The organism is Bifidobacterium sp. ESL0704, assembly GCF_029392075.1.
Classification (GTDB): domain Bacteria; phylum Actinomycetota; class Actinomycetes; order Actinomycetales; family Bifidobacteriaceae; genus Bifidobacterium.
Genome location: NZ_CP113929.1, coordinates 2,326,852 through 2,344,907, shown reverse-complemented (window position 1 = coordinate 2,344,907; position 18,056 = coordinate 2,326,852). Strand labels below are relative to the sequence as shown.

Annotated in this window: 12 protein-coding genes; 9 read left to right on the top strand and 3 right to left on the bottom strand. The window is 57.2% G+C overall.

Annotated features, from left to right (window positions below; genetic code table 11):
• Window positions 1–508: 508 nt before the first annotated feature.
• Together OZX64_RS08620 and OZX64_RS08615 are read right to left on the bottom strand one after the other, a co-directional pair.
• The gene (locus OZX64_RS08620) at window positions 509–1,939 is read right to left on the bottom strand and encodes a DASS family sodium-coupled anion symporter (protein WP_277172776.1); all 1,431 of its coding nucleotides are present in this window, start codon (window positions 1,937–1,939) and stop codon (window positions 509–511) included.
• Between the two features lie 213 nt (window positions 1,940–2,152).
• Window positions 2,153–2,518: a PaaI family thioesterase gene (locus OZX64_RS08615; RefSeq protein ID WP_277172772.1), complete on the bottom strand. Its 366-nt coding sequence runs from the start codon at window positions 2,516–2,518 to the stop codon at window positions 2,153–2,155.
• A gap of 417 nt (window positions 2,519–2,935) precedes the next feature.
• Between OZX64_RS08615 and menB the strand changes: the two genes are divergently transcribed.
• The 6 genes from menB to OZX64_RS08585 all read left to right on the top strand — a co-directional run bounded on the left by menB (window position 2,936) and on the right by OZX64_RS08585 (window position 12,114).
• Window positions 2,936–3,760: a 1,4-dihydroxy-2-naphthoyl-CoA synthase gene (menB, locus tag OZX64_RS08610; RefSeq protein ID WP_277172769.1), complete on the top strand. Its 825-nt coding sequence runs from the start codon at window positions 2,936–2,938 to the stop codon at window positions 3,758–3,760.
• A 260-nt stretch (window positions 3,761–4,020) separates the two neighbouring features.
• Window positions 4,021–5,931, top strand: a complete 1,911-nt coding sequence (locus tag OZX64_RS08605) for an AMP-binding protein (protein WP_277172765.1) — start codon at window positions 4,021–4,023, stop codon at window positions 5,929–5,931.
• Window positions 5,932–5,997: 66 nt separating this feature from the next.
• Window positions 5,998–6,525 carry a hypothetical protein gene (locus OZX64_RS08600; RefSeq protein WP_277172762.1) on the top strand — a complete coding sequence of 176 codons (528 nt, stop codon included), beginning with the start codon at window positions 5,998–6,000 and terminating at the stop codon, window positions 6,523–6,525.
• 820 nt (window positions 6,526–7,345) lie between these two features.
• Complete coding sequence (locus tag OZX64_RS08595) at window positions 7,346–8,644, top strand: MFS transporter (protein WP_277157482.1); 1,299 nt, start codon at window positions 7,346–7,348, stop codon at window positions 8,642–8,644.
• 505 nt (window positions 8,645–9,149) lie between these two features.
• A complete protein-coding gene (gene ilvC / locus OZX64_RS08590) occupies window positions 9,150–10,205 on the top strand; it encodes a ketol-acid reductoisomerase (protein ID WP_277156520.1) in 1,056 nt (351 codons plus the stop codon).
• A gap of 1,531 nt (window positions 10,206–11,736) precedes the next feature.
• Window positions 11,737–12,114, top strand: coding sequence for a hypothetical protein (locus OZX64_RS08585; protein ID WP_277172759.1), 378 nt, complete (start codon window positions 11,737–11,739; stop codon window positions 12,112–12,114).
• 777 nt (window positions 12,115–12,891) lie between these two features.
• Here the strand turns inward: OZX64_RS08585 and OZX64_RS08580 are convergent.
• A complete protein-coding gene (locus OZX64_RS08580) occupies window positions 12,892–14,514 on the bottom strand; it encodes an amino acid permease (RefSeq protein WP_277172756.1) in 1,623 nt (540 codons plus the stop codon).
• Between the two features lie 546 nt (window positions 14,515–15,060).
• Between OZX64_RS08580 and OZX64_RS08575 the strand changes: the two genes are divergently transcribed.
• From OZX64_RS08575 to OZX64_RS08565, 3 genes are all read left to right on the top strand, one after another.
• Window positions 15,061–16,638, top strand: coding sequence for an amino acid permease (locus tag OZX64_RS08575; RefSeq protein WP_277172753.1), 1,578 nt, complete (start codon window positions 15,061–15,063; stop codon window positions 16,636–16,638).
• A 405-nt stretch (window positions 16,639–17,043) separates the two neighbouring features.
• Entirely contained in the window at window positions 17,044–17,247 is a 204-nt protein-coding gene (locus tag OZX64_RS08570; RefSeq protein WP_277146035.1) for a hypothetical protein, read from the top strand.
• Between the two features lie 226 nt (window positions 17,248–17,473).
• Window positions 17,474–18,040, top strand: a complete 567-nt coding sequence (locus OZX64_RS08565; protein WP_277175035.1) for a MarR family transcriptional regulator — start codon at window positions 17,474–17,476, stop codon at window positions 18,038–18,040.
• The last annotated feature ends 16 nt before the right edge of the window (window positions 18,041–18,056 follow it).

The window sequence follows — 18,056 nt, the reverse complement described above, 5'->3', positions numbered from 1 at the left end:
AATCGGTACCCGGGATAACGGACATTTCCAGATCAAGCGGTGTCCCCGATAAGCATATATATTGTGGTGCGCATATTAATATCTCCAAATAAATGTAGATAGGAACATCTTTATCTCTAAAAAGTGTTATTCCGTTGTTGTTTTAGGAATGAACAGGGTTGGACGCCGATCATGTTCGGTAAGGATTATGGCAAGGATTCTGCGGTGTTTCCTGTTCCCGCTGCGTCGCTGGCTATGTGCTTTCCAACGGCGGTTATATCTCTGTCAAATAGCGTTCCTATCTATTGTTACGAAAGCCAGGCCGTTTCCTCTTGCACTTGTATATCGAGATGGGCATTGCGCTCGTTGCTTTCGTACAATGCGATTTGCCGCGTGCGGATCCTCATCGACTTGGTGCCGGACATTTCGCCCCTTTGCGGGGAATATATGAGACCATTGTATGCTGACGGGAATTGAGCGCGCATGGAACGGTAATCGGCCTTTTGCCGCAGGATTTCTTCTGCGCCTTTTACCACAGGCCGAGCAGTTTCCACCAAAGGGTGCCGACGCCGGCGTAGATGACGAGGTTGACGAGACTGACGATAAAGCCGGTCTTCCACCATTCCTTTTGGCTGACGTATCCGGTCGAGAAGTAGATCGACGCAGTGCCGGTGCCGTAGTGGGTCGTGCCGGGGGAGACGCAGGTCAACAGGCCGAGCAGCATGGTCGCCACAATCGGCGGCACCCCAAGTGAGACCAGGATGAGCGCGAACGGAATAAAGAACGTCTGCACGTGGACGAGCACGCTGGTAAGCAGGTAGTGCACATAAAGGTAGAGCAACACGATGACCACGATAGCCAGCCATGCCGGGATGCCCGCCACGCTTGAGGTGAGGACCTTCTTGATCCAGCCGACCACGCCGGTCTCGTTGAGGTAGCCGGTGACGCCGATAAGCGGCGCGAGCCACAGCAGGATGTTCCAGCCCTGCTTTTCGGCGAAGACGTCATCGAGGTCGATGATACGCAGGACGAGCAGGACGGTCAGGCCGAGCAGCGCGATGATGGTGTTGTCGAGCTTGGTGACCGACGAGGTGCCCCAAAGGATGACGACTAGAACGAACGCGGCGATCATCAGATACTCGTTGACGGCCATCTTCGGCATCTTCTTCAACGCATCCTGGGCGGTTTTGTGAACGACGGAGAGGTCGGCACTCTGGCTTTCCGGGTGATGGATGGCGAGGATGACAATCGGCACTATCACGGCCGCGAGCAGCGTGGGCACGCTGGCGTAGGCGAACCATTGGAACCATGAGATTGTGATATGGAAGGTGCTGGCGGCCATACTTGCCACCAGCGGATTCGTGGCCATTGAGGTGAGGAAGAGCCCGCCGATGATGAGGTTCAAGTGGAACGTGGCCAAGGTGAGGAACGAACTGACCGAACGTTTGCTCGGATCTTTCGGCTCGTCAAGCGCTTCGACCAGCGACTGGTTGATGGGGAAGAGGATGCCGGCGCCGCGCGCGTTGGTGTTGGGGATGACCGGCGCCAGGATGAGGTCGCAGATGGCCATGACGTAGGCCAGCGCCAGCGGACTGCGGCCGAAATGCGCGATGAGCCAGTAGGCCATGCGCGCGCCGAGATTGGTCTTGCGGAAGCCGATGGCCATGAAGAACGCGAAAAGCACGAGCCACACCGGCCCGGACCCGAAGAACGAGATGAGCGTACCAGCCGGCATGGTGAAGGTCAGGCCCAGCAGCGACATCATCGTCAGCGACAGAATCGACAGCGGCGCGACGTTGAGCACGCAGCCGGCCAGGAAGAAGAGCACGATGGCGAAGCTATGCCAGCCGGCGGTCTGCACATGCGCCGGAGCGGGCGTGAACCACATCGCCACCAGTCCTACGCAGCAGAGCAGAAACACAATAAGCGGGATTTTCTTCTTGGTCGAGGCGGAAGCCATATCGGGAACCACAATCCTTTCAGGAAGGGCCGCATCCGGCGGGTAGCCGATTTCGGTGTACGGCTTCGCGGGGCGTGGTCACGGTTGAGCAACTACCGACACCATACGTCAATAATCTTGTAATCGCCAGTTTGAAAATTGAGTACGGCAAAGGTTTGTATGCCGGTTGGCGGCGATGGGCCGTAGCGGGCCGTTTTGCCGATGATATGTGGCTTATCGGCGCTCGCGCACGGCCAGCGTCACCGTCGAGACGCTGGTGAGTTTGCTGCCCATCCGTACCTCCACACGCCAGGTCTGCGTTGTCCGGCCGACGAAATCAGGGGTGGCGGTGGCCGTCAGCGTGCCTGAAGAAACCGGACGAAAATGGTGGGTCGAAACGTCGATGCCGACGGGGACGTGGGCCTTGTCGAGGCGTGCCAAGGCGCCTAGGCTCGCGGCTTCCTCGGCGAGCACGGCGTTCACCCCGCCGTGCAGCGCGCCGAATGGCTGGAGCAGGTTTTCGGTGACCGGCAAGGTCAGGATGACCTTCGTGGCTGAGATCTCTTGTTGGCGGATTCCTAGGTAGTTTGCAAATGACATCGGATCAGAACCTCGTATCGTATCTGTATGGGGGATGGGGGATGGAACGTGCGTTGTCCGGCGTTTGCCGAGGTAAATGAGGGGCGAAGCCGGTGGCCCGACGATTGAATCCGGTGGAATTGAAACCGTAAGGTGAAGCACCGCACATTCACAGCATACGCCCGCTTTGATGGGGTAGTGTGGAAACCGGTATCTCGGCATCCGGATTTGAGCGCTCTGCGGTATTCGTGGTCGGTGCGGCGACAATTGTGTTGTGAAAGATTGACCAGCCGTGCCTTGGATGACGAATCACGTCGGCTTGTCCGTCGGTCTCGTGCCCGCTTCGTCAGGATTCCGACAGCGCTTTCCACCGTGACTGATGGCATGTCGGATGGTGTGCCTAATGCCGTAGATGTAACAAGCAATAAAGGAGAGGCAATGGCAAGTGACCAAACCTTTGAGACCGTCAAGGAGTATGACGAAATACTCTTCGAGCGGCTCGACCATATAGCCAAAATCACCATCAATCGGCCCGAGAAGCGCAACGCTTTCACACCGAAGACCATCGAGGAGCTGATCGACGCCTTCACGATTTGCCGTGATGACGCGACGGTCGGTGTCATCATCTTCACCGGCGCGGGCGATCTCGCGTTCTCGTCGGGCGGCGACCAGGGAGTGCGCGGCAACGGCGGCTACGTCGGTTCCGATCACGTCGCGCGCTTGAACGTGCTCGACCTGCAACACCTTATCCGCATCATTCCCAAGCCCGTCATCGCGATGGTGCGCGGCTGGTCCGTGGGCGGCGGCAATGTGCTGCAACTGGTCTGCGACCTGACGATCGCGGCAGACAACGCGAAGTTTGGCCAGACCGGGCCCAAGGTCGGCAGCTTCGACGCAGGCTATGGCTCCGGCCTGCTCGCCGACGTCATCGGCCAGAAGCGCGCGAAGGAAGTCTGGTTCCTCGGCCACTTCTACACCGCCGAGGAGGCGCTGCAGATGGGCTGGATCAACAAGGTCGTGCCGCTGGCCGACATCGAGGACGAGACCATCAAGTGGTGCCGCGAGCTGCTGACCAAGTCGCCCATGGCCCTGCGTTTCATCAAGGCCTCCATGAACGCCGCGACCGACGGGCTCGCCGGCCTGCAGCAGCTCGGCGGCGACGCGACCATGCTCTTCTACACCACCGACGAGGCCAAGGAAGGCCGCGACGCGTTCAACCAGAAGCGCACGCCCAATTTCGACCAGTTCCCGAAATTCCCGTGATCCTGCAAGTTGTGCATAGGGGCGGTGGACTTCGATAATTGCGCGAAGTCGCCGTCCCGATTTCCGAAAAGGTCGCGCTTTCTGCCATCTTGGTGCCACCAAGTCCCCCTATTTTTGCGAAATTGGGCCTCATTCTTCGTTTTTCGGGGGTCTTGGTGCACCAAGATGGGGCAAAAACATGAAATATCATCGAAGTGTTCGTTTTTTCGGCGACTTGGTGGCACCAAGATGCTGAAAACGGATGAATACAGGGGGTATTGATGGATAACTGGGTGCTGAAACGGGCAGAGTTGACACCGGAGCGGCTGGCGGTGGATGACGGGGAGGTGCGCTACACCTTCCGTGAGGTGTTCGAACGGGCCAAAGCCCTGGGCTCGGCGCTTGACCGGTTCGGGGCGTTCAAGACGCGGAATGTCGCGCTGGTTTCCGACAACGACCTCCGTGGTTACCTGATGGCCGTTACCCTGCTGCTGTATGGCAAGACGGTGGTCTGGCTCAACAAGCGTCTGACCAATGACGAGCTCGCCCAGCAAATGAGCGACGCCGAAGTCGCCTGCTGTCTGAAGGATGACAGTTTGCCTGTTGACCTGTTGGGCGACAAGGCATCTGGCGAGACCGGCGTCCGTGTGCTGAGTTTTGATCAGGTGTTCGCCGAAGCCGGCGAATTGAAGTCCGATGGCCTTCATTCCAGCTCAGTTGGTGCCGATACAACGTTCAGATTTGAGGCTGGCGCCGGTGGCGTGGTACCCGGTGACCCTTATGGGGGCGTGGCCGAAGCCGGAATCGTGGACAATAATGGCGTGGATGTTCACGGCGCGACCGGCGTTGTTGATGTTGCCAGCGTTGTCGGCGTGGGCATCAGCGAATCTGATGCCGAAGGTTTGGATGCTGCTGCTTCGGCGATTCCGAGGGAATTCGCCGACGATCAGGTGGTCAGCATCATGTTCACCTCCGGGTCGACGGGTGCGCCGAAAGGCATTCAGCAGACCGTGCGCAACCACTTCACCTCGGCGACGAGCGTGGCGCTCAATCTCGGCACCGAACCGTCCGACGAATGGCTGTGCGCCGTGCCGATTTTCCATATCAGTGGATATTCCATTATTCTGCGTGGCCTGATTTTCGGCGTCGCCGTGCGGCTGATGAACCATTTCGACGCTGAAGAGATGGAACGGATCTTGGCCGAAGAGCCAGTGACTTGGGTTTCGGTAGTGCCCACGATGCTCAAACAGCTGGTGCCGGTACATGAGCAGCGTGTGTTGGTCGGAGGAGGATCTGACGGCGCACTGGACGTGACGGCAACCATGATGCCGGGCGCGGTTTCGGACCCGTTTGGCGCGGAACGACATGCTACGTCGGATGCGGCGCTTGCGTCGGCAGACGGAAAGCAAGCGGACCATTCGGCAGATGAAGCCGATTCGACGCAGCTGTTGCCTTCTCATTTCGGTTATTCGTCGACGTTCAAAGGTTTTATTCTGGGCGGAGAGAAGTCTGACCTTGCATTGCTGAAGCGTTGCCATAAGCTCGGTATGGTGGTCGTGCGTTCATACGGCATGACCGAAACCTGCTCGCAGATTGTCGGCACAAGCACGGGCGACGGCGCTCGAAAGCTGCTTTCCAGCGGCAAGCCATACTTCACCACTTCGATGAAGCTGGCCAGCGCGACCGGCGAGATTCTCATTAAAACAGGAGCGCTGACTCCCGGATACCTGAATCGGCCCGGTGCGATGGAAGCCAAGAAAACCGCTGACGGCTGGTATAAGACGGGCGATGTCGGTCATTTTGACGTCGACGGCTATCTTTATATCGACGGCAGGCTCGACAACATGATCATCTCCGGCGGCGAGCATGTCTTCCCCGAAGAGGTCGAGCGGGTCTACGCCGACTGCCCGGGCATCGACGAGATTGCCGTCGCTTCCGAGCTGGACGAGAAGTGGGGCGAGGTGCCGGTCGCCTACGTGGTGTGCCGTTGCGATGCTGAGGCTGCGGCTACGGCTGCCAAAAAGGCTGCTGCCGACGGTCGCAATGAGCCGGATGCTTCCACGGTTGCGCGGTTGCGCGAATTTGGCCGTGCTCGCCTCGCGCATTATAAGGTGCCGAAGCGGTTCTACCGGGTCGATTCCTTGCCGCGGACCAGCACCGGCAAGGTGCGAAGGTTCCTGCTGAGTAAGTGACGATATGGCCACGATGCTGTTAAGGTGTAATTGCTGGATTACTGGACCACTAGTTAGGGAGACTTGATGGGTGTACGTCTGTTAGCTACGACAGGAGCGGCTATCGCCGGCGTCGTAGCGCTTATGGTCATTCTGCTTGTGGCAGGTGGCGTGATTGTTGCTCTGCGTCATCGTTCAGCGGCACAGGGCGATGATAGCGTGAACAAGTTCGATGGAATCGGTGGTCCGGTTGATTCATCTGATTCATCTGATTCATCTGATTCATCTGATTCATCTGATTCGGTTGATTCGTCTAGTCCGGTTGGTCCGGTTGATCCTGTCGATTCTGGTGGTCCGGTTGGTCCGTCTAGTCCGGTTGGTCCGTCTGGTCCTGTCGACTCTGGTGGTCCGGTTGATTGGGTTGGTTCTGGCAAACCGGTTGATTTGGCCGATTTTGGTAGTTCGGCCGACTTTGGTAGTTCCGTAAATTCTGGTAACTCTGCTGATTGGGTTGATTCTGGTAGACCTGCCGATTCCGGTAACCCGGCCGATTGGCTTGATTCCGCCGGTTCCAATGAACTTGATGAGCCTGGAGGTACTGGCACACAAGCTTGACCGCTGTCAGCCCGTCTCATCGCCGAATAAGCAGTCAGTTGCGCCATATATAAGCCGTTGCGCAGCAGCAAGCAGTTTGTTTATGGTGCAACTGATGATGTACGCCGTATTTATGCCAGACAGCGGGATGACGATTGTGTGCACCAGATCATTGAATTTTGTCCACATAACGGACATTGTGCCGAAGGTCGCGCGATGCCGGGTCTATGGTTCTAACTAAACGGGTCAAGAGCCCGAAAGAACTCGGTAAACGTGAAGGGAGGACGCCATGAGGAACGGATTGATGAGTTTCAGCGCACAATCAGCACGAATTATTAGCCCGTCTTCGTTGGCGGCCTGATTTTCGCATTCAGCTTGAGCCCCGCCAATGAAGGCAGGGCAAGCAAGCAAATCGTTCGGTCGAACGAATGGCGATATCAAAGATATCGAAGCATATAGCTTTCTGAACCCTGCATCCAACGGCAGGGTTCATTTGTTATTACGCCCCAAAAGGTCACCGTGGTAGTGCCGCAAGAACGTATACGAACAATAAAACTCAACAACGCAAGACTCAAACCGACAATGCAGACGGAATTCAGGCGATATTGGAGGATTCCCAAACCAACTGTCCGCACAGCAAGCACAACGCGGGCTGCGGGTGCGGGCTGCAAGCTGCAGGCTGCGGGCGGCGAGAGCGACGAGAGAACGAATGAAGCAGTAATCGGTACATGGCGTATCGGAGGAGAACATTATGACATCAGTCGACACAGCGGCTGGGAACGGCAGTAGCAGCGGCAACGGCAATGCGGCAACGGCCGCAAGCACGGCGAAACTTCAGGCGATGGCCCACGATTCGGTCGGCACCGTCATCGCCGCCTCGATGGTCGGCACGGCCATTGAATTCTACGATTTCTATGCTTACGGCACCGCCTCGGCCAACTATTTTCCGAAGATTTTCTTCTCGGACAAGACCAACCCGACCGTGGCGCTTCTGGTCAGCCTCCTGACCTTCGGCATCGCCTTCGTCGCCCGTCCGTTGGGCTCCCTGATTTTCGGCCACTTCGGCGACCGCATGGGCCGCAAGACCACCTTGGTCGTCAGCCTGATGACCATGGGCCTGGCCACGTTCCTCATCGGCTGCCTGCCGACCTACAGCCAGTGGGGCCTGCTCGCCGTCGTCGTGCTCTGCCTTTGCCGCTTCATCCAAGGCATCGGGCTTGGCGGCGAATGGTCCGGCGCGGCGCTGGTCGCCACCGAAAACGCCCCGGCCAACAAGCGTGCGCTCTATGGCTCGTTCCCTGAACTCGGCGCTCCGATCGGGTTCTTCCTCTCCAACGGCACCTACTTCCTGCTCGAATCGTTCTGCAACGAGCAGCAGATGCTCGCGTGGGGCTGGCGCGTGCCGTTCCTGCTTTCCATCGTGCTGGTCGTGATCGGCCTGGTCGTGCGCGTCCACATGGAGGAAACCCCGATTTTCCGCCTCGCCCAAGAGCAGAAGAAGACCGTCAAATCGCCGCTGAAGGAAGTCTTCCGCACCAGCTGGCGTCAGGTCTTGCAGGCCACGTTCATCGTCGCGGTCACCTACACCCTCTTCTACACGCTGGCTACTTGGTCGCTGGCCTGGGGCACCAAGCCCAAGGGCGAGGGCGGCGGTGGTCTCGGCTTCACCAACCGCGAGTACCTGTTGATGCTCATGGTCGCCGTCTGCGTCTTCGCCGCATTCATCGTGCTCTCGTGCGTCTACGCCGACAGGCTCGGCCGTCGCCGCGTGCTGATGTTCTCCGCGGTCGCTCTGGTCGTCTTCTCGTTCGTCTTCCCCTACCTGCTGATGGGCCACCGCAACTTCGCGGAAATCATGGTCTTCCTGTGCGTCGGCTTCGCGCTGATGGGCATCGCCTTCGGTCCGGTTGGCGCGATTCTGCCCGAGCTCTTCAGCGCCAACATCCGTTACTCCGGCTCCGGTCTGGGCTACAACCTCGCCGCCATCGTCGGTGCGGCCTTCGTCCCGACCGTCGCCACCTGGCTCTCGTCCCACTGGGGCGTGCGTTCGGTCGGCCTCTATATGGCCGTGATGGCGTTGTGCTGCTTGGTCTCCCTACTCACCTGCAAGGAAACCAAGGACACCGACTTCACCGCGTGATCGCCGGCCTCAGCCCGTCATCCGTCCTGTGCCCCGCGCTGCGGTCCGCGGCCCGCAACCCCATATATGGTGACCTTTTTCATGGGTTTGTAGCTTTCTATCTCGGTTGAGCTACAAACCCGAGATAAGGAAGCTCCTAAACATGGGTTTGTAGCATTAACTTTCTGATTGGCTACAAACCCGCGATGAGGAAGCCGTTGGCCATGCGAGGCCCGGGGCGGTGGATATCCGGGAAGGCTCGTAATTCGTATAACTGAATATCAATAACTGAATAGCAAGAATAGTGAAGATGTGAGGCTGGCTCGTGACTTTGAGCGGTCTGGGATGATTCCGAAAAATAACTGTTCGATAATTGGACGGCGGCGTGGTTTGCGCTGTGACCGGCGTTACAATGAGCAGTTAACGGGACAAAATCCCTTTTGATCAAGAGCCAGTTTCTAGGCTTCGGCAGGCAAGGTGCCTGATCCGGGGCAAATAATAATAAATTATGCAAGGAGTGCATATTATGGCAGCACAAATCTGGTACGAAGACGACGCTGATCTTTCCGTTCTCGACGGCAAGAAGGTCGGTATCATCGGTTACGGCTCGCAAGGTCACGCCCACGCGCTGAACCTGCGCGACTCCGGTGTGGACGTCGTCGTCGGTCTGCGGCCTACCTCCAAGTCCGTTGAGTACGCCAAGGAGCAGGGACTTGAGGTCATGTCCGTCGCTGATATGGCGAAGGTTGCGGACATCATTATGTTCCTGGCTCCTGATCAGTATCAGGGCACGATCTATAAGGAAGAGGTCGAGCCCAACATGAAGCCCGATGCGGCGCTCGCCTTCGCGCACGGCTTCAACATTCGTTACGGCTACATCAAGCCGGGCAAGGGCCACATGACCTTCATGGTCGCTCCGAAGGGCCCGGGCCACATCGTTCGCCGCGAGTACGTCGCCGGCCGTGGTGTGCCGGTGGTTGTCGCCTGCGAGAACGACGACAAGGGCGACGGCTGGGCCATCACCCTCGCCTATGCCAAGGCTCTTGGCGCCCTGCGCGCCGGTGCCATCAAGACCACCTTCAAGGAAGAGACCGAAACCGACCTCTTCGGTGAGCAGGACGTGCTCATGGGCGGCGTCAACCACTTGGTCGAGACCGGTTTCGAGGTCCTCACCGACGCCGGCTATCAGCCGGAGATCGCCTACTTCGAGGTCTGCCACGAGCTGAAGATGCTCGTCGACCTGATGAACGAGGGCGGCCTGAACAAGGCGCGTTGGTCCTGCTCCGACACCGCACAGTACGGCGATTTCACTTCCACTGTGATCGACGAGCATACCCGCCACAACATGGAGCATCAGCTGCAGCGCATTCAGGACGGTTCGTTCGCCAAGGAATTCATGGACGATCAGGCCGCTGGCGCCCCGCACTTCAAGGAACTGCAGGAGAAGTACAGCCACGAAAAGATCGAGACTGTCGGCCCGAAGCTCCGTTCGATGTTCTCCTGGCTCAAGGGCAAGGCTGCGGACGCCGATGAGAACGAGTCCTTCAACGGCTCCATCGCCCGTACGCAGGTGCAGAAGTAATTCGATTCGTTGATATAGGCGGCGTTACGCCGTTCGTCGGGTTTGCCGGCGAGAGATAGAGAGTGAAAGGTTGCCATCGGGTTTCGGCCCGGTGGCAATTTTTGTTGTTTGTGGTGGTTGGTTGGTTGGCTGGTGGCTGGCTGGTTTGTGTGGTTTGTGTGGTTTGTGTGGATTGTGCGGATTGTGCGGATTGTGCGGATTGTGCGGATTGTGCGGATTGTGCGGTTTGCGTGGTTTGCGTGGTTTGCGTGGCTTGTGTGCTTGTGCGGATCGTGGGATGACTTTTGCTGGACAGTGAGCTCGTGGCGGATTTGTGACGCTATTTGGTTGTTTTGCGTCGTGATTCTGCCGTTATCGTTTGTTGTTGGAGCTTTTGTGACGCTGTCTGGTCTTTTTGCGTCGTGATTCTGCCGTTATTGTTTGTTGTTGGAGCTTTTGTGACGCTGTCTGGTCTTTTTGCGTCGCAAAAGTTCCAGTAACGAACAACAGTGCAGGCGGATGGGCCATTGGCGATGCCCGACCGACGGGAATCGACGTCTCTGGTGGCCGCGCGGGCAACATGTCGGATCATCGACGGCGGATTTCCGGCACGAAATGCTGCAAAATGTATAACCACATGAATAACTAGGTAAAATGCATAATATTCTTTATCTGAAATGATTACCTTCATGGGAAACCCGACAAGTAAGCATGGATGGATTCTTCTTGGCGTTCGTTTTGCGCACTGTGGCATGGAGCGCAAACGGCCCAGACCCAGCTGTTGCGAAAATGGCAATCACGGGTTGTCATACGTAATGCGGATATCGTTACATACTGTGGCTATCGGATTAGGTGCTGAAATCATACGTATGTGGCATTGCCGTTACGCGCTACGAATATCGGGTTGGGTGCCGGAGTCATACGGATGCGGCAGTGGTGTTATGAACTGTGGATACTGGGTTGGGCGCTGGAATCGTGCGGGTGTGGCGGTGGCGTTACGCGCTACGAATATCGGGTTGGGTGCCGGGGTCATACGGGTGTGGCAGTGGTGTTATGAACTATGGATACTGGTTTGGGCGCTGGAACCGTGTGGATGCAGTGGTGTCGTTACGTGCTGTGGATACCGGGTTGGGCACTGAAATCATAAGGATGTGGCGGCGTCGCTCGCATATTTTGACAATACGGCGTTTGCTGGAACGGTGCCCATTACGTTAGGTGAATGCTCTCTTGCGCGGTATGGGATTTTTGATCTGTGAGTGGTGTTACATTCCCCGAAATTCCAGAAGGCGGGTCCGCGCGTATGAAAGTGGCTGCAAACCGTATAAAATCAACAGTTTTTGTATAATCAGGCCAATAATCAGCGAATGACGTTTGTGCAACGATGCGCCGCCATACGCAAATTTTGGTTTTTGACGCGCTGTGAGAACGATAGTCTTTTTACGCATTCAGCAATCACTTGTTGAATATTGATCAATCACTTCTTACGCGGGCGGGCTGAATCGCCAATCGCTGGGCGAGGGGCGACGAATTTACGCGTTTAAGGACGGCAGCCATGGCAAGAAGCAATCGGTTCGTAGATAAGACGGCCCGCAGAAAGTCTCGTGGCTCAGCCATCTCGCGTATCAAAGGCATCGTTTACCGCCTCGCCTTCTTTGCGCTTGCCGCTGTGGCCGTATTCGCAATCCTTAAAGATATGCATACCTATACGGTCGTCGAGGCACCGCATCCTGTTTCCGCAGTCTATATGCAGACCGAATCGGAGGCTCAGGAAGGACCGGACAGCACGATTCACGTGAATCCGGCCACCGAACCCGACCAAGGCGACAAGGCCGGCCGCACCGCCGACTCCAAGATTCAATCCGCCGCTTATGCGGTCGGTATCGATGAAACCGAGGCTGGATCCGAGATGGCAACATATCTTGTTGCTTGACGTTGCCTCTACTCGGTTGTCTGCATGGTTGCGCTTGGCGCCGGGTCTTACAGCGCCGGCAACAGCAGTGATTTGACTTTTATCTGGTTGTTCAGTTGCCTCCCGATTGGCGAGAAGCGGATCGAGAGGCAACTTTCTTTTTGCGTAAGATGTGTTCGGGGATGCTGTGCGATTTGATGCCAACTTGCGAATGCTGCGAGCTTGGACGTGCCGGCCTATTGACAACTTTTGGTATCGCTAGCGGCCTGTTTTGCGTCGCATTTCCTCCGCTGTCGTGGGTTGTCGGAGCTTTTGTGTCGCTATCGGCCTGTTTTGCGTCGCATTTCCTCCATTATCGTCTGGTGTTGGAGGTTTCGTGTCGCTATTGGCCTGTTTTGCGTCGCATTTCCTCCATTATCGTCGGATGTTGGAGCTTTTGTGTCGCTATCGGCCTGTTTTGCGTCGTGTTTCCTCCGTTACTGTGGCTTGCTGGAGCTTTTGTGTCGCAGATTGGGTGTTTTGCGTCGCAAAGTCTCCACTGTCGTAAGTTGTTGGAGTTTTTGTGTCGCGGGTTGGGTGTTTTGCGTCGTGAAACCTCCGCTGTCGACGGTTGCTGGAGCTTTTGTGTCGCGGGTTGGGTGATTTGCGTCGTGAAACCTCCAGCAAGCCTGGCCGGGAACGGTGCATGATATTCGTGTGCGTTGCGGCCAGGCGGGTTAATGATGGTCATGCCACTTTGCGGCCACTGCCGGCTCCTGCTTGGTTGTTGCGGTTTCTTATCCGGCGGCCGAGGATCCCTTACTTGGTGGACGCTTCGGCCTGCTTTTTCAGCACTTCGGGGCGGGCCGAGGAGACGTCCATGTCCGCAAGTTTCACGATGTGGGTGTGGCGCGTGAATTTGAAGCCGAAGTAGAGGATGGCGACGAGGATGACGCTGAAATAGGTGGCCAGCAGCTCGCCCCAGTTACCGGAGGCAAAGCCTGGCAGGTCCTGTCCGCAGATCACCAGCAAGCAGAGCACGATGGCCAGGAGAGGCCCGAACGGGAAGAGCTTGGCGCGGTACTTGAGCTCAGAGAGCTTGTGGCCTTGCAGCTTGAACGCGCGACGGAAGCGGAAGTGGCTCAGCGCGATGCCGATCCAGGAAATGAAGCCGGTCAGGCCGGTCGCGGTGACCAGCCACATATAGAATTTCGGCCCAAAAATGCTGCTCGAGAACGCCAGCGCCTCGATGCACAGCGTGGTGATCAGCGCTGCAAGCGGCACCCCGCGCTTGGTGGTGGTTCCCAGGAACTTCGGTGCATAGCCGTCTTTCGCCATGCCGTAGAGCATGCGGCTGGAGGCGTAGGCGCCGGTGTTGACGGCCGACAAAATCGAGGTGAGCACGACGGCGTTCATGATGCTTGCCGCGCCCGCCAGTCCGGCCTTCTCGAAAACGATGGTAAACGGCGACATCGCGATGTTGCTGTCGGAAGCGCCGAGCAGGTTCGGGTCGGTGTAGGGGATGATGGCCGCGATCACGAAGATCGAAAGCAGATAGAAGAGGATGATGCGCCAGAAGACGTTGTTGATGGCCTTCGGCACCGCCTGCGTCGGATTCTCGGATTCGCCCGCGGTCACGCCCACGACCTCGGTGCCTTGGAACGAGTAGCCGGCGATGAGGAAGACGCCCATGATTGCGGGCAAACCGCCGATGAACGGCCCGCCTTTATAGGTGAAGTTCTTGAAACCGACGGCCGGCTGGAACATGATGCCGCAGATCATCAGCAGCCCCACGACGATGAAGATGATGATGGTGACGACCTTGATCAGCGCCAGCCAGAATTCCGTCTCGCCGAACGCGGAGACCACGAAGGCGTTGAGGCAGAAGATGATAACGAGCATCGTCAGGCTCCACACCCAGCCCGGGGACTTCGGGAACCAGTACTGCATCAAAAGCGCGGCGGTCGAGATATCGGTGGCGCCGGCGATGGCCCAGTTGAGCCAGTAGTCCCAGCCCATCGCGAAGCCGAGCGCCGGGTCGACGTATTTGGAACTGTAGACGGCGAACGATCCGGAGACGGGCATGTTGGTGGCGAGCTCGCCGAGGCTGGTCATCAAGAAGTAGATCATCACGCCCATGGCCGCGTAGGCCACGAGTCCGCCGCCAGGCCCGGCTTCGGCGATGGTGCCGCCGGAGGTCATGAAAAGGCCGGTGCCGATGCACCCGCCGAGTGCGATCATCGAGATTTGTCGGGTCTTGAGCTTGCGCAGGACGTGGTTGCCGCCTTGTTTTCTTGGTTTTGCAGATTTCCCGATATTTCCGGCATCGCCGCCGCTGCTAGGAAGGTTGCCGGCTGCTGTGCCAGCGTTCGCGCGGCTTGTGCCTATGCCGTTTCCGCCGCTTGTATTGTTGTCTGTTATTGTGCCCGACTGACCAGTCATGTGGCGCTCCTCTTTCACGGGATTCCCTGCTCGTGTATTACGTGTCGCGCGTTTCGGCGCGGCGCTTTGACGGAAATAGACCACGCGGGTCGTTCGACCGTGATTGGCGGCTGGCGTGTGCGGCTCGTTTGAAAATTTCCCCAACATTTCGAAAGTCTAAGGCCGTAAGGGGATATTTGCGTTGGTTGGTTCGGGATTTGACAAAGGCTCTCCCGCGCCTCGCCTTGAAGTGCGCGTCTCGAGTTTGTTCAATTCGAGCCGGTTCCGCTTGGTTTGCGCTGTTGGCCTTCGTTGGCGCTGTGAAATAGTCCACGTTATGAGACACTGACCAAAACTTTTGCATTTGCGCCATCAACGAGCGATAAACGCTGAAATGGCGTGTTGCTTGCGCGGAAAAGTCGATTATTTGTGTCAGTTTTCATCATATATTGTCACTTTATCGGCGGTAATTCCCCCGAAAACCGCCCCCGGAAACCCCGATGTCATCTCTTCCGGCGTACTCTATTCACTATTGCGCTTGAAGCAGCAAGAAGCGAAGGGAAGATTATGACACCAATGGATGGAAGCAGGAATACCGCGACCGATGCCGGAACCAACGCCAAAGCTGCACATGCATCGTCAGCAGCCAACGCCACGGCAACGGGCACGTCGGCAAACGCTTCCCGACCTGGCGGCGGCAGCGCGGGCGAGGAGAGCAACCAGCTCGAGCGTGGCCTGAGCAATCGCCACGTCCAGTTCATCGCCATCGGCGGCACCATCGGCACCGGCCTGTTCCTGGGCTCCGGCAAGTCGATCGCCTTCACCGGCCCCAGCATCATCCTGGTCTACATCCTCGTCGGCCTGATGATGTTCCTCCTGATGCGGGCCATCGGCGAGCTGATGTATCACGATCCGGACCAGCATACCTTCATCAATTTCATCGGCCGTTACCTCGGCTCCGGCTGGGGGCATTTCGCAGGCTGGACCTACTGGATCGTCCTTATCCTTATGGGCTTGAGCGAAATAACCGCGGTCGGCACGTATTTCGTCACCTTCTTCGACACATTCGGCTTCGATCTGCGCGCGTGGCAGCCGCTGATCGAGGTCTGCTTCCTCGCATTGCTCGCGATCATCAATCTCATTGCGGTCAAAGCGTTCGGCGAGACCGAATTCTGGTTCTCGATGATCAAGATCACCCTGATAGTCGGCCTGATCGTCACCGCCGTGGTCATGGTCATCGTCAACTTCCACTATCCCGCCGTGCAGGTCCACGGCGTCGACCATATCAGCCCGGCCGGCCATGCGGGCCTAGACAACATCTTCAACGGCCTGACCTTGGCGCCCAACGGCTGGGTCGCCTTCCTCATGGCTTTCCAGATGGTCTTCTTCTCCTACGAGATGATCGAATTCGTCGGCGTCACCGTCAGCGAGACCAAAAACCCGCGCAAGGTGCTGCCGAAAGCCATCAACGAGATCATCATGCGCATCCTGATCTTCTATGTCGGCGCGCTGATCGCCATCATGCTGATTGTGCCGTGGCAGTCGTTCAAGCCGAACAAGGACGGCTCCTTCGCCTCCCCGTTCATCATGGTCTTCCAGTACGCGGGCCTCAAGTGGGCCTCGGCGCTGGTCTTCTTCGTGGTCATCACCGCTGCGTCCTCCGCGTTGAACTCGCTGCTCTATTCCGCCGGTCGCCACCTCTTCCAGCTCGCCGAGGTCTCCACCTCGCCCACGCTCAAGAAGCTTGGCGTCGTCTCGAAGAACAGGGTTCCGGCCCGCGCCATCGTGGTCTCCGCCTGCTTCATCCTGCTTTCGCCGGTCATCAACGCGATTCCGCAGATTTCCAGCGCGTTCGTGCTCTTCGCCTCGGCCTCCAGCGCCGCGATCATCTTCATCTACATCCTGACGATGGTGGCGCACCAGTGCTATCGCCGTTCCGCCGATTTCGAGGCCGACGGTTTCGTGATGCCGGCCTACAAGCTCACGAATACGCTGACGATCTTCTTCTTCGTGTTCATCTACGCCACGTTGTTCTTGGCTCCCGACACCCGTGGTTCGGCTATCGCCGGGCTGGTCTGGCTGGTGCTTTTCGGCGGTTACAGCCTGATTCGTTACCGCGGCAGAGAGGTCGAGCTGCTGGTCTGAACCGAAAATGGGTAATGAATCGGTATTTTTTTGTTAGAACGTTTGATGAGTGTGCCATATTCCATTTCGGGCGTGTCGCACCACGGTTTTCGAGGATTACGCCAAGAGCGTAAAATCTTTTTTAAAAGGTTTTAAGTCCCCGAAAGATATTGCAAATATTGGGTTTTGGATAATTTTTATCCGAAATGGATTGGGTGAAATCGCGGTGTTGGCTGAAATACAGATTGACAAATCTGAAAGCTGTATTACCTTGAATATTGTTGGTGTTTAGGGAACTTGCACCAACGGGGTTTGTGTGATGATAGTTGGCTCACAATCGGTGTGTAACTGTTTCGGTTTACCGAAAATGTGTTACAGTTAGGCTATCGGTAACACAAGTTTTATTCATAATAATGGAGGTAGGAAATGGCTAAGGCGGTTAAGGCACAGCATGGGGTTCGTCAGCTTCAAGAGCGTACTTGGTGCGTTCGTGCGACGTCGGAGCTCGCTGATTGGGTTCTTTCGGGAGCGGCGGATGAAGAGGTTCGTCCTTCTGTACTCATTCGTGAGGCGGTCGGTGAGTATCTCAAGCGTCATCATGCTGATCTTCGTCCGGTTGCAAAGGCCTGATAGGGTTCTGTTCGGGATTTAAAAATTTAGACTTTAGTCTTCCCGTCTCTTGGGTTCGTCCCTTGAGGCGGGAAGTTTTTGTTTGTGCGGTTGTCGGTTTCGTGGAGGGGGCAAAGAATGCGAATCCGTTTTTCGGTAGATGTTCCTGTATCCGCGAAAGCTTCTAGTGCAAACTATTCATCGGTGTTAGGATTAATGCCATCGAAGAAGAGTAACGGAGTGAATGATGGGTTTTGAGCAGGAGGCGTTGCGCGACCTCAACTGGAGCGCGGCGAACAGCAAATCAGTGTTGTGGAACGAGCTGGACCGTTCGAACCGGGGCGAGCCGTTCGTGTTGCGCCAGTTGTTGCGGCACGGTACCGCTACGCCCACCCAGCTTGCCGTTGCGCTCCATGCCAGTTCCGGCCGCATCTCCGCGCTGCTTAAGGCTTTGGAGTCGAAGGGGCTCGTTTCGCGTGAGATCGACGCGAAGGACCGGCGCAATGTATTGGTCTCCTTGACCGATGCCGGCCGCGAACAGGCCGCCGGCGACCAGGGGAAGATCGACTCGGCCGTCTGCTGGATCTTTTCGCAGATGGGTGAGCGCAGGGCTCGTGAGTTCGTGAATCTGGCCGAGGAATTTATCGTCTACCTTACGGTGTGCAAGCCTGGCGAGGATCGTCCCAGCGCCGCCGAGGTTTCGCAGGCGTTTGCGGACTGGGAGCAGCGTCATCGGGCATGGCTCGACTCGGGTGGCGAAAGTGTGAGCGCAGCCCGTAAAGATGAGCCGGATTCGGCTGGCGCGAAGGCGTGAAGCAAGGTTTCCGCAT

Excerpts from the sequence above, each read along its gene's own strand:
- OZX64_RS08620 (WP_277172776.1), bottom strand. The coding sequence starts at position 1,939 with ATGGCTTCCGCCTCGACCAAGAAGAAAATCCCGCTTATTGTGTTTCTG.
- OZX64_RS08615 (WP_277172772.1), bottom strand. The coding sequence starts at position 2,518 with ATGTCATTTGCAAACTACCTAGGAATCCGCCAACAAGAGATCTCAGCC.
- menB (WP_277172769.1), top strand. The coding sequence starts at position 2,936 with ATGGCAAGTGACCAAACCTTTGAGACCGTCAAGGAGTATGACGAAATA.
- OZX64_RS08605 (WP_277172765.1), top strand. The coding sequence starts at position 4,021 with ATGGATAACTGGGTGCTGAAACGGGCAGAGTTGACACCGGAGCGGCTG.
- OZX64_RS08600 (WP_277172762.1), top strand. The coding sequence starts at position 5,998 with ATGGGTGTACGTCTGTTAGCTACGACAGGAGCGGCTATCGCCGGCGTC.
- OZX64_RS08595 (WP_277157482.1), top strand. The coding sequence starts at position 7,346 with ATGGCCCACGATTCGGTCGGCACCGTCATCGCCGCCTCGATGGTCGGC.
- ilvC (WP_277156520.1), top strand. The coding sequence starts at position 9,150 with ATGGCAGCACAAATCTGGTACGAAGACGACGCTGATCTTTCCGTTCTC.
- OZX64_RS08585 (WP_277172759.1), top strand. The coding sequence starts at position 11,737 with ATGGCAAGAAGCAATCGGTTCGTAGATAAGACGGCCCGCAGAAAGTCT.
- OZX64_RS08580 (WP_277172756.1), bottom strand. The coding sequence starts at position 14,514 with ATGACTGGTCAGTCGGGCACAATAACAGACAACAATACAAGCGGCGGA.
- OZX64_RS08575 (WP_277172753.1), top strand. The coding sequence starts at position 15,061 with ATGACACCAATGGATGGAAGCAGGAATACCGCGACCGATGCCGGAACC.
- OZX64_RS08570 (WP_277146035.1), top strand. The coding sequence starts at position 17,044 with ATGGCTAAGGCGGTTAAGGCACAGCATGGGGTTCGTCAGCTTCAAGAG.
- OZX64_RS08565 (WP_277175035.1), top strand. The coding sequence starts at position 17,474 with ATGGGTTTTGAGCAGGAGGCGTTGCGCGACCTCAACTGGAGCGCGGCG.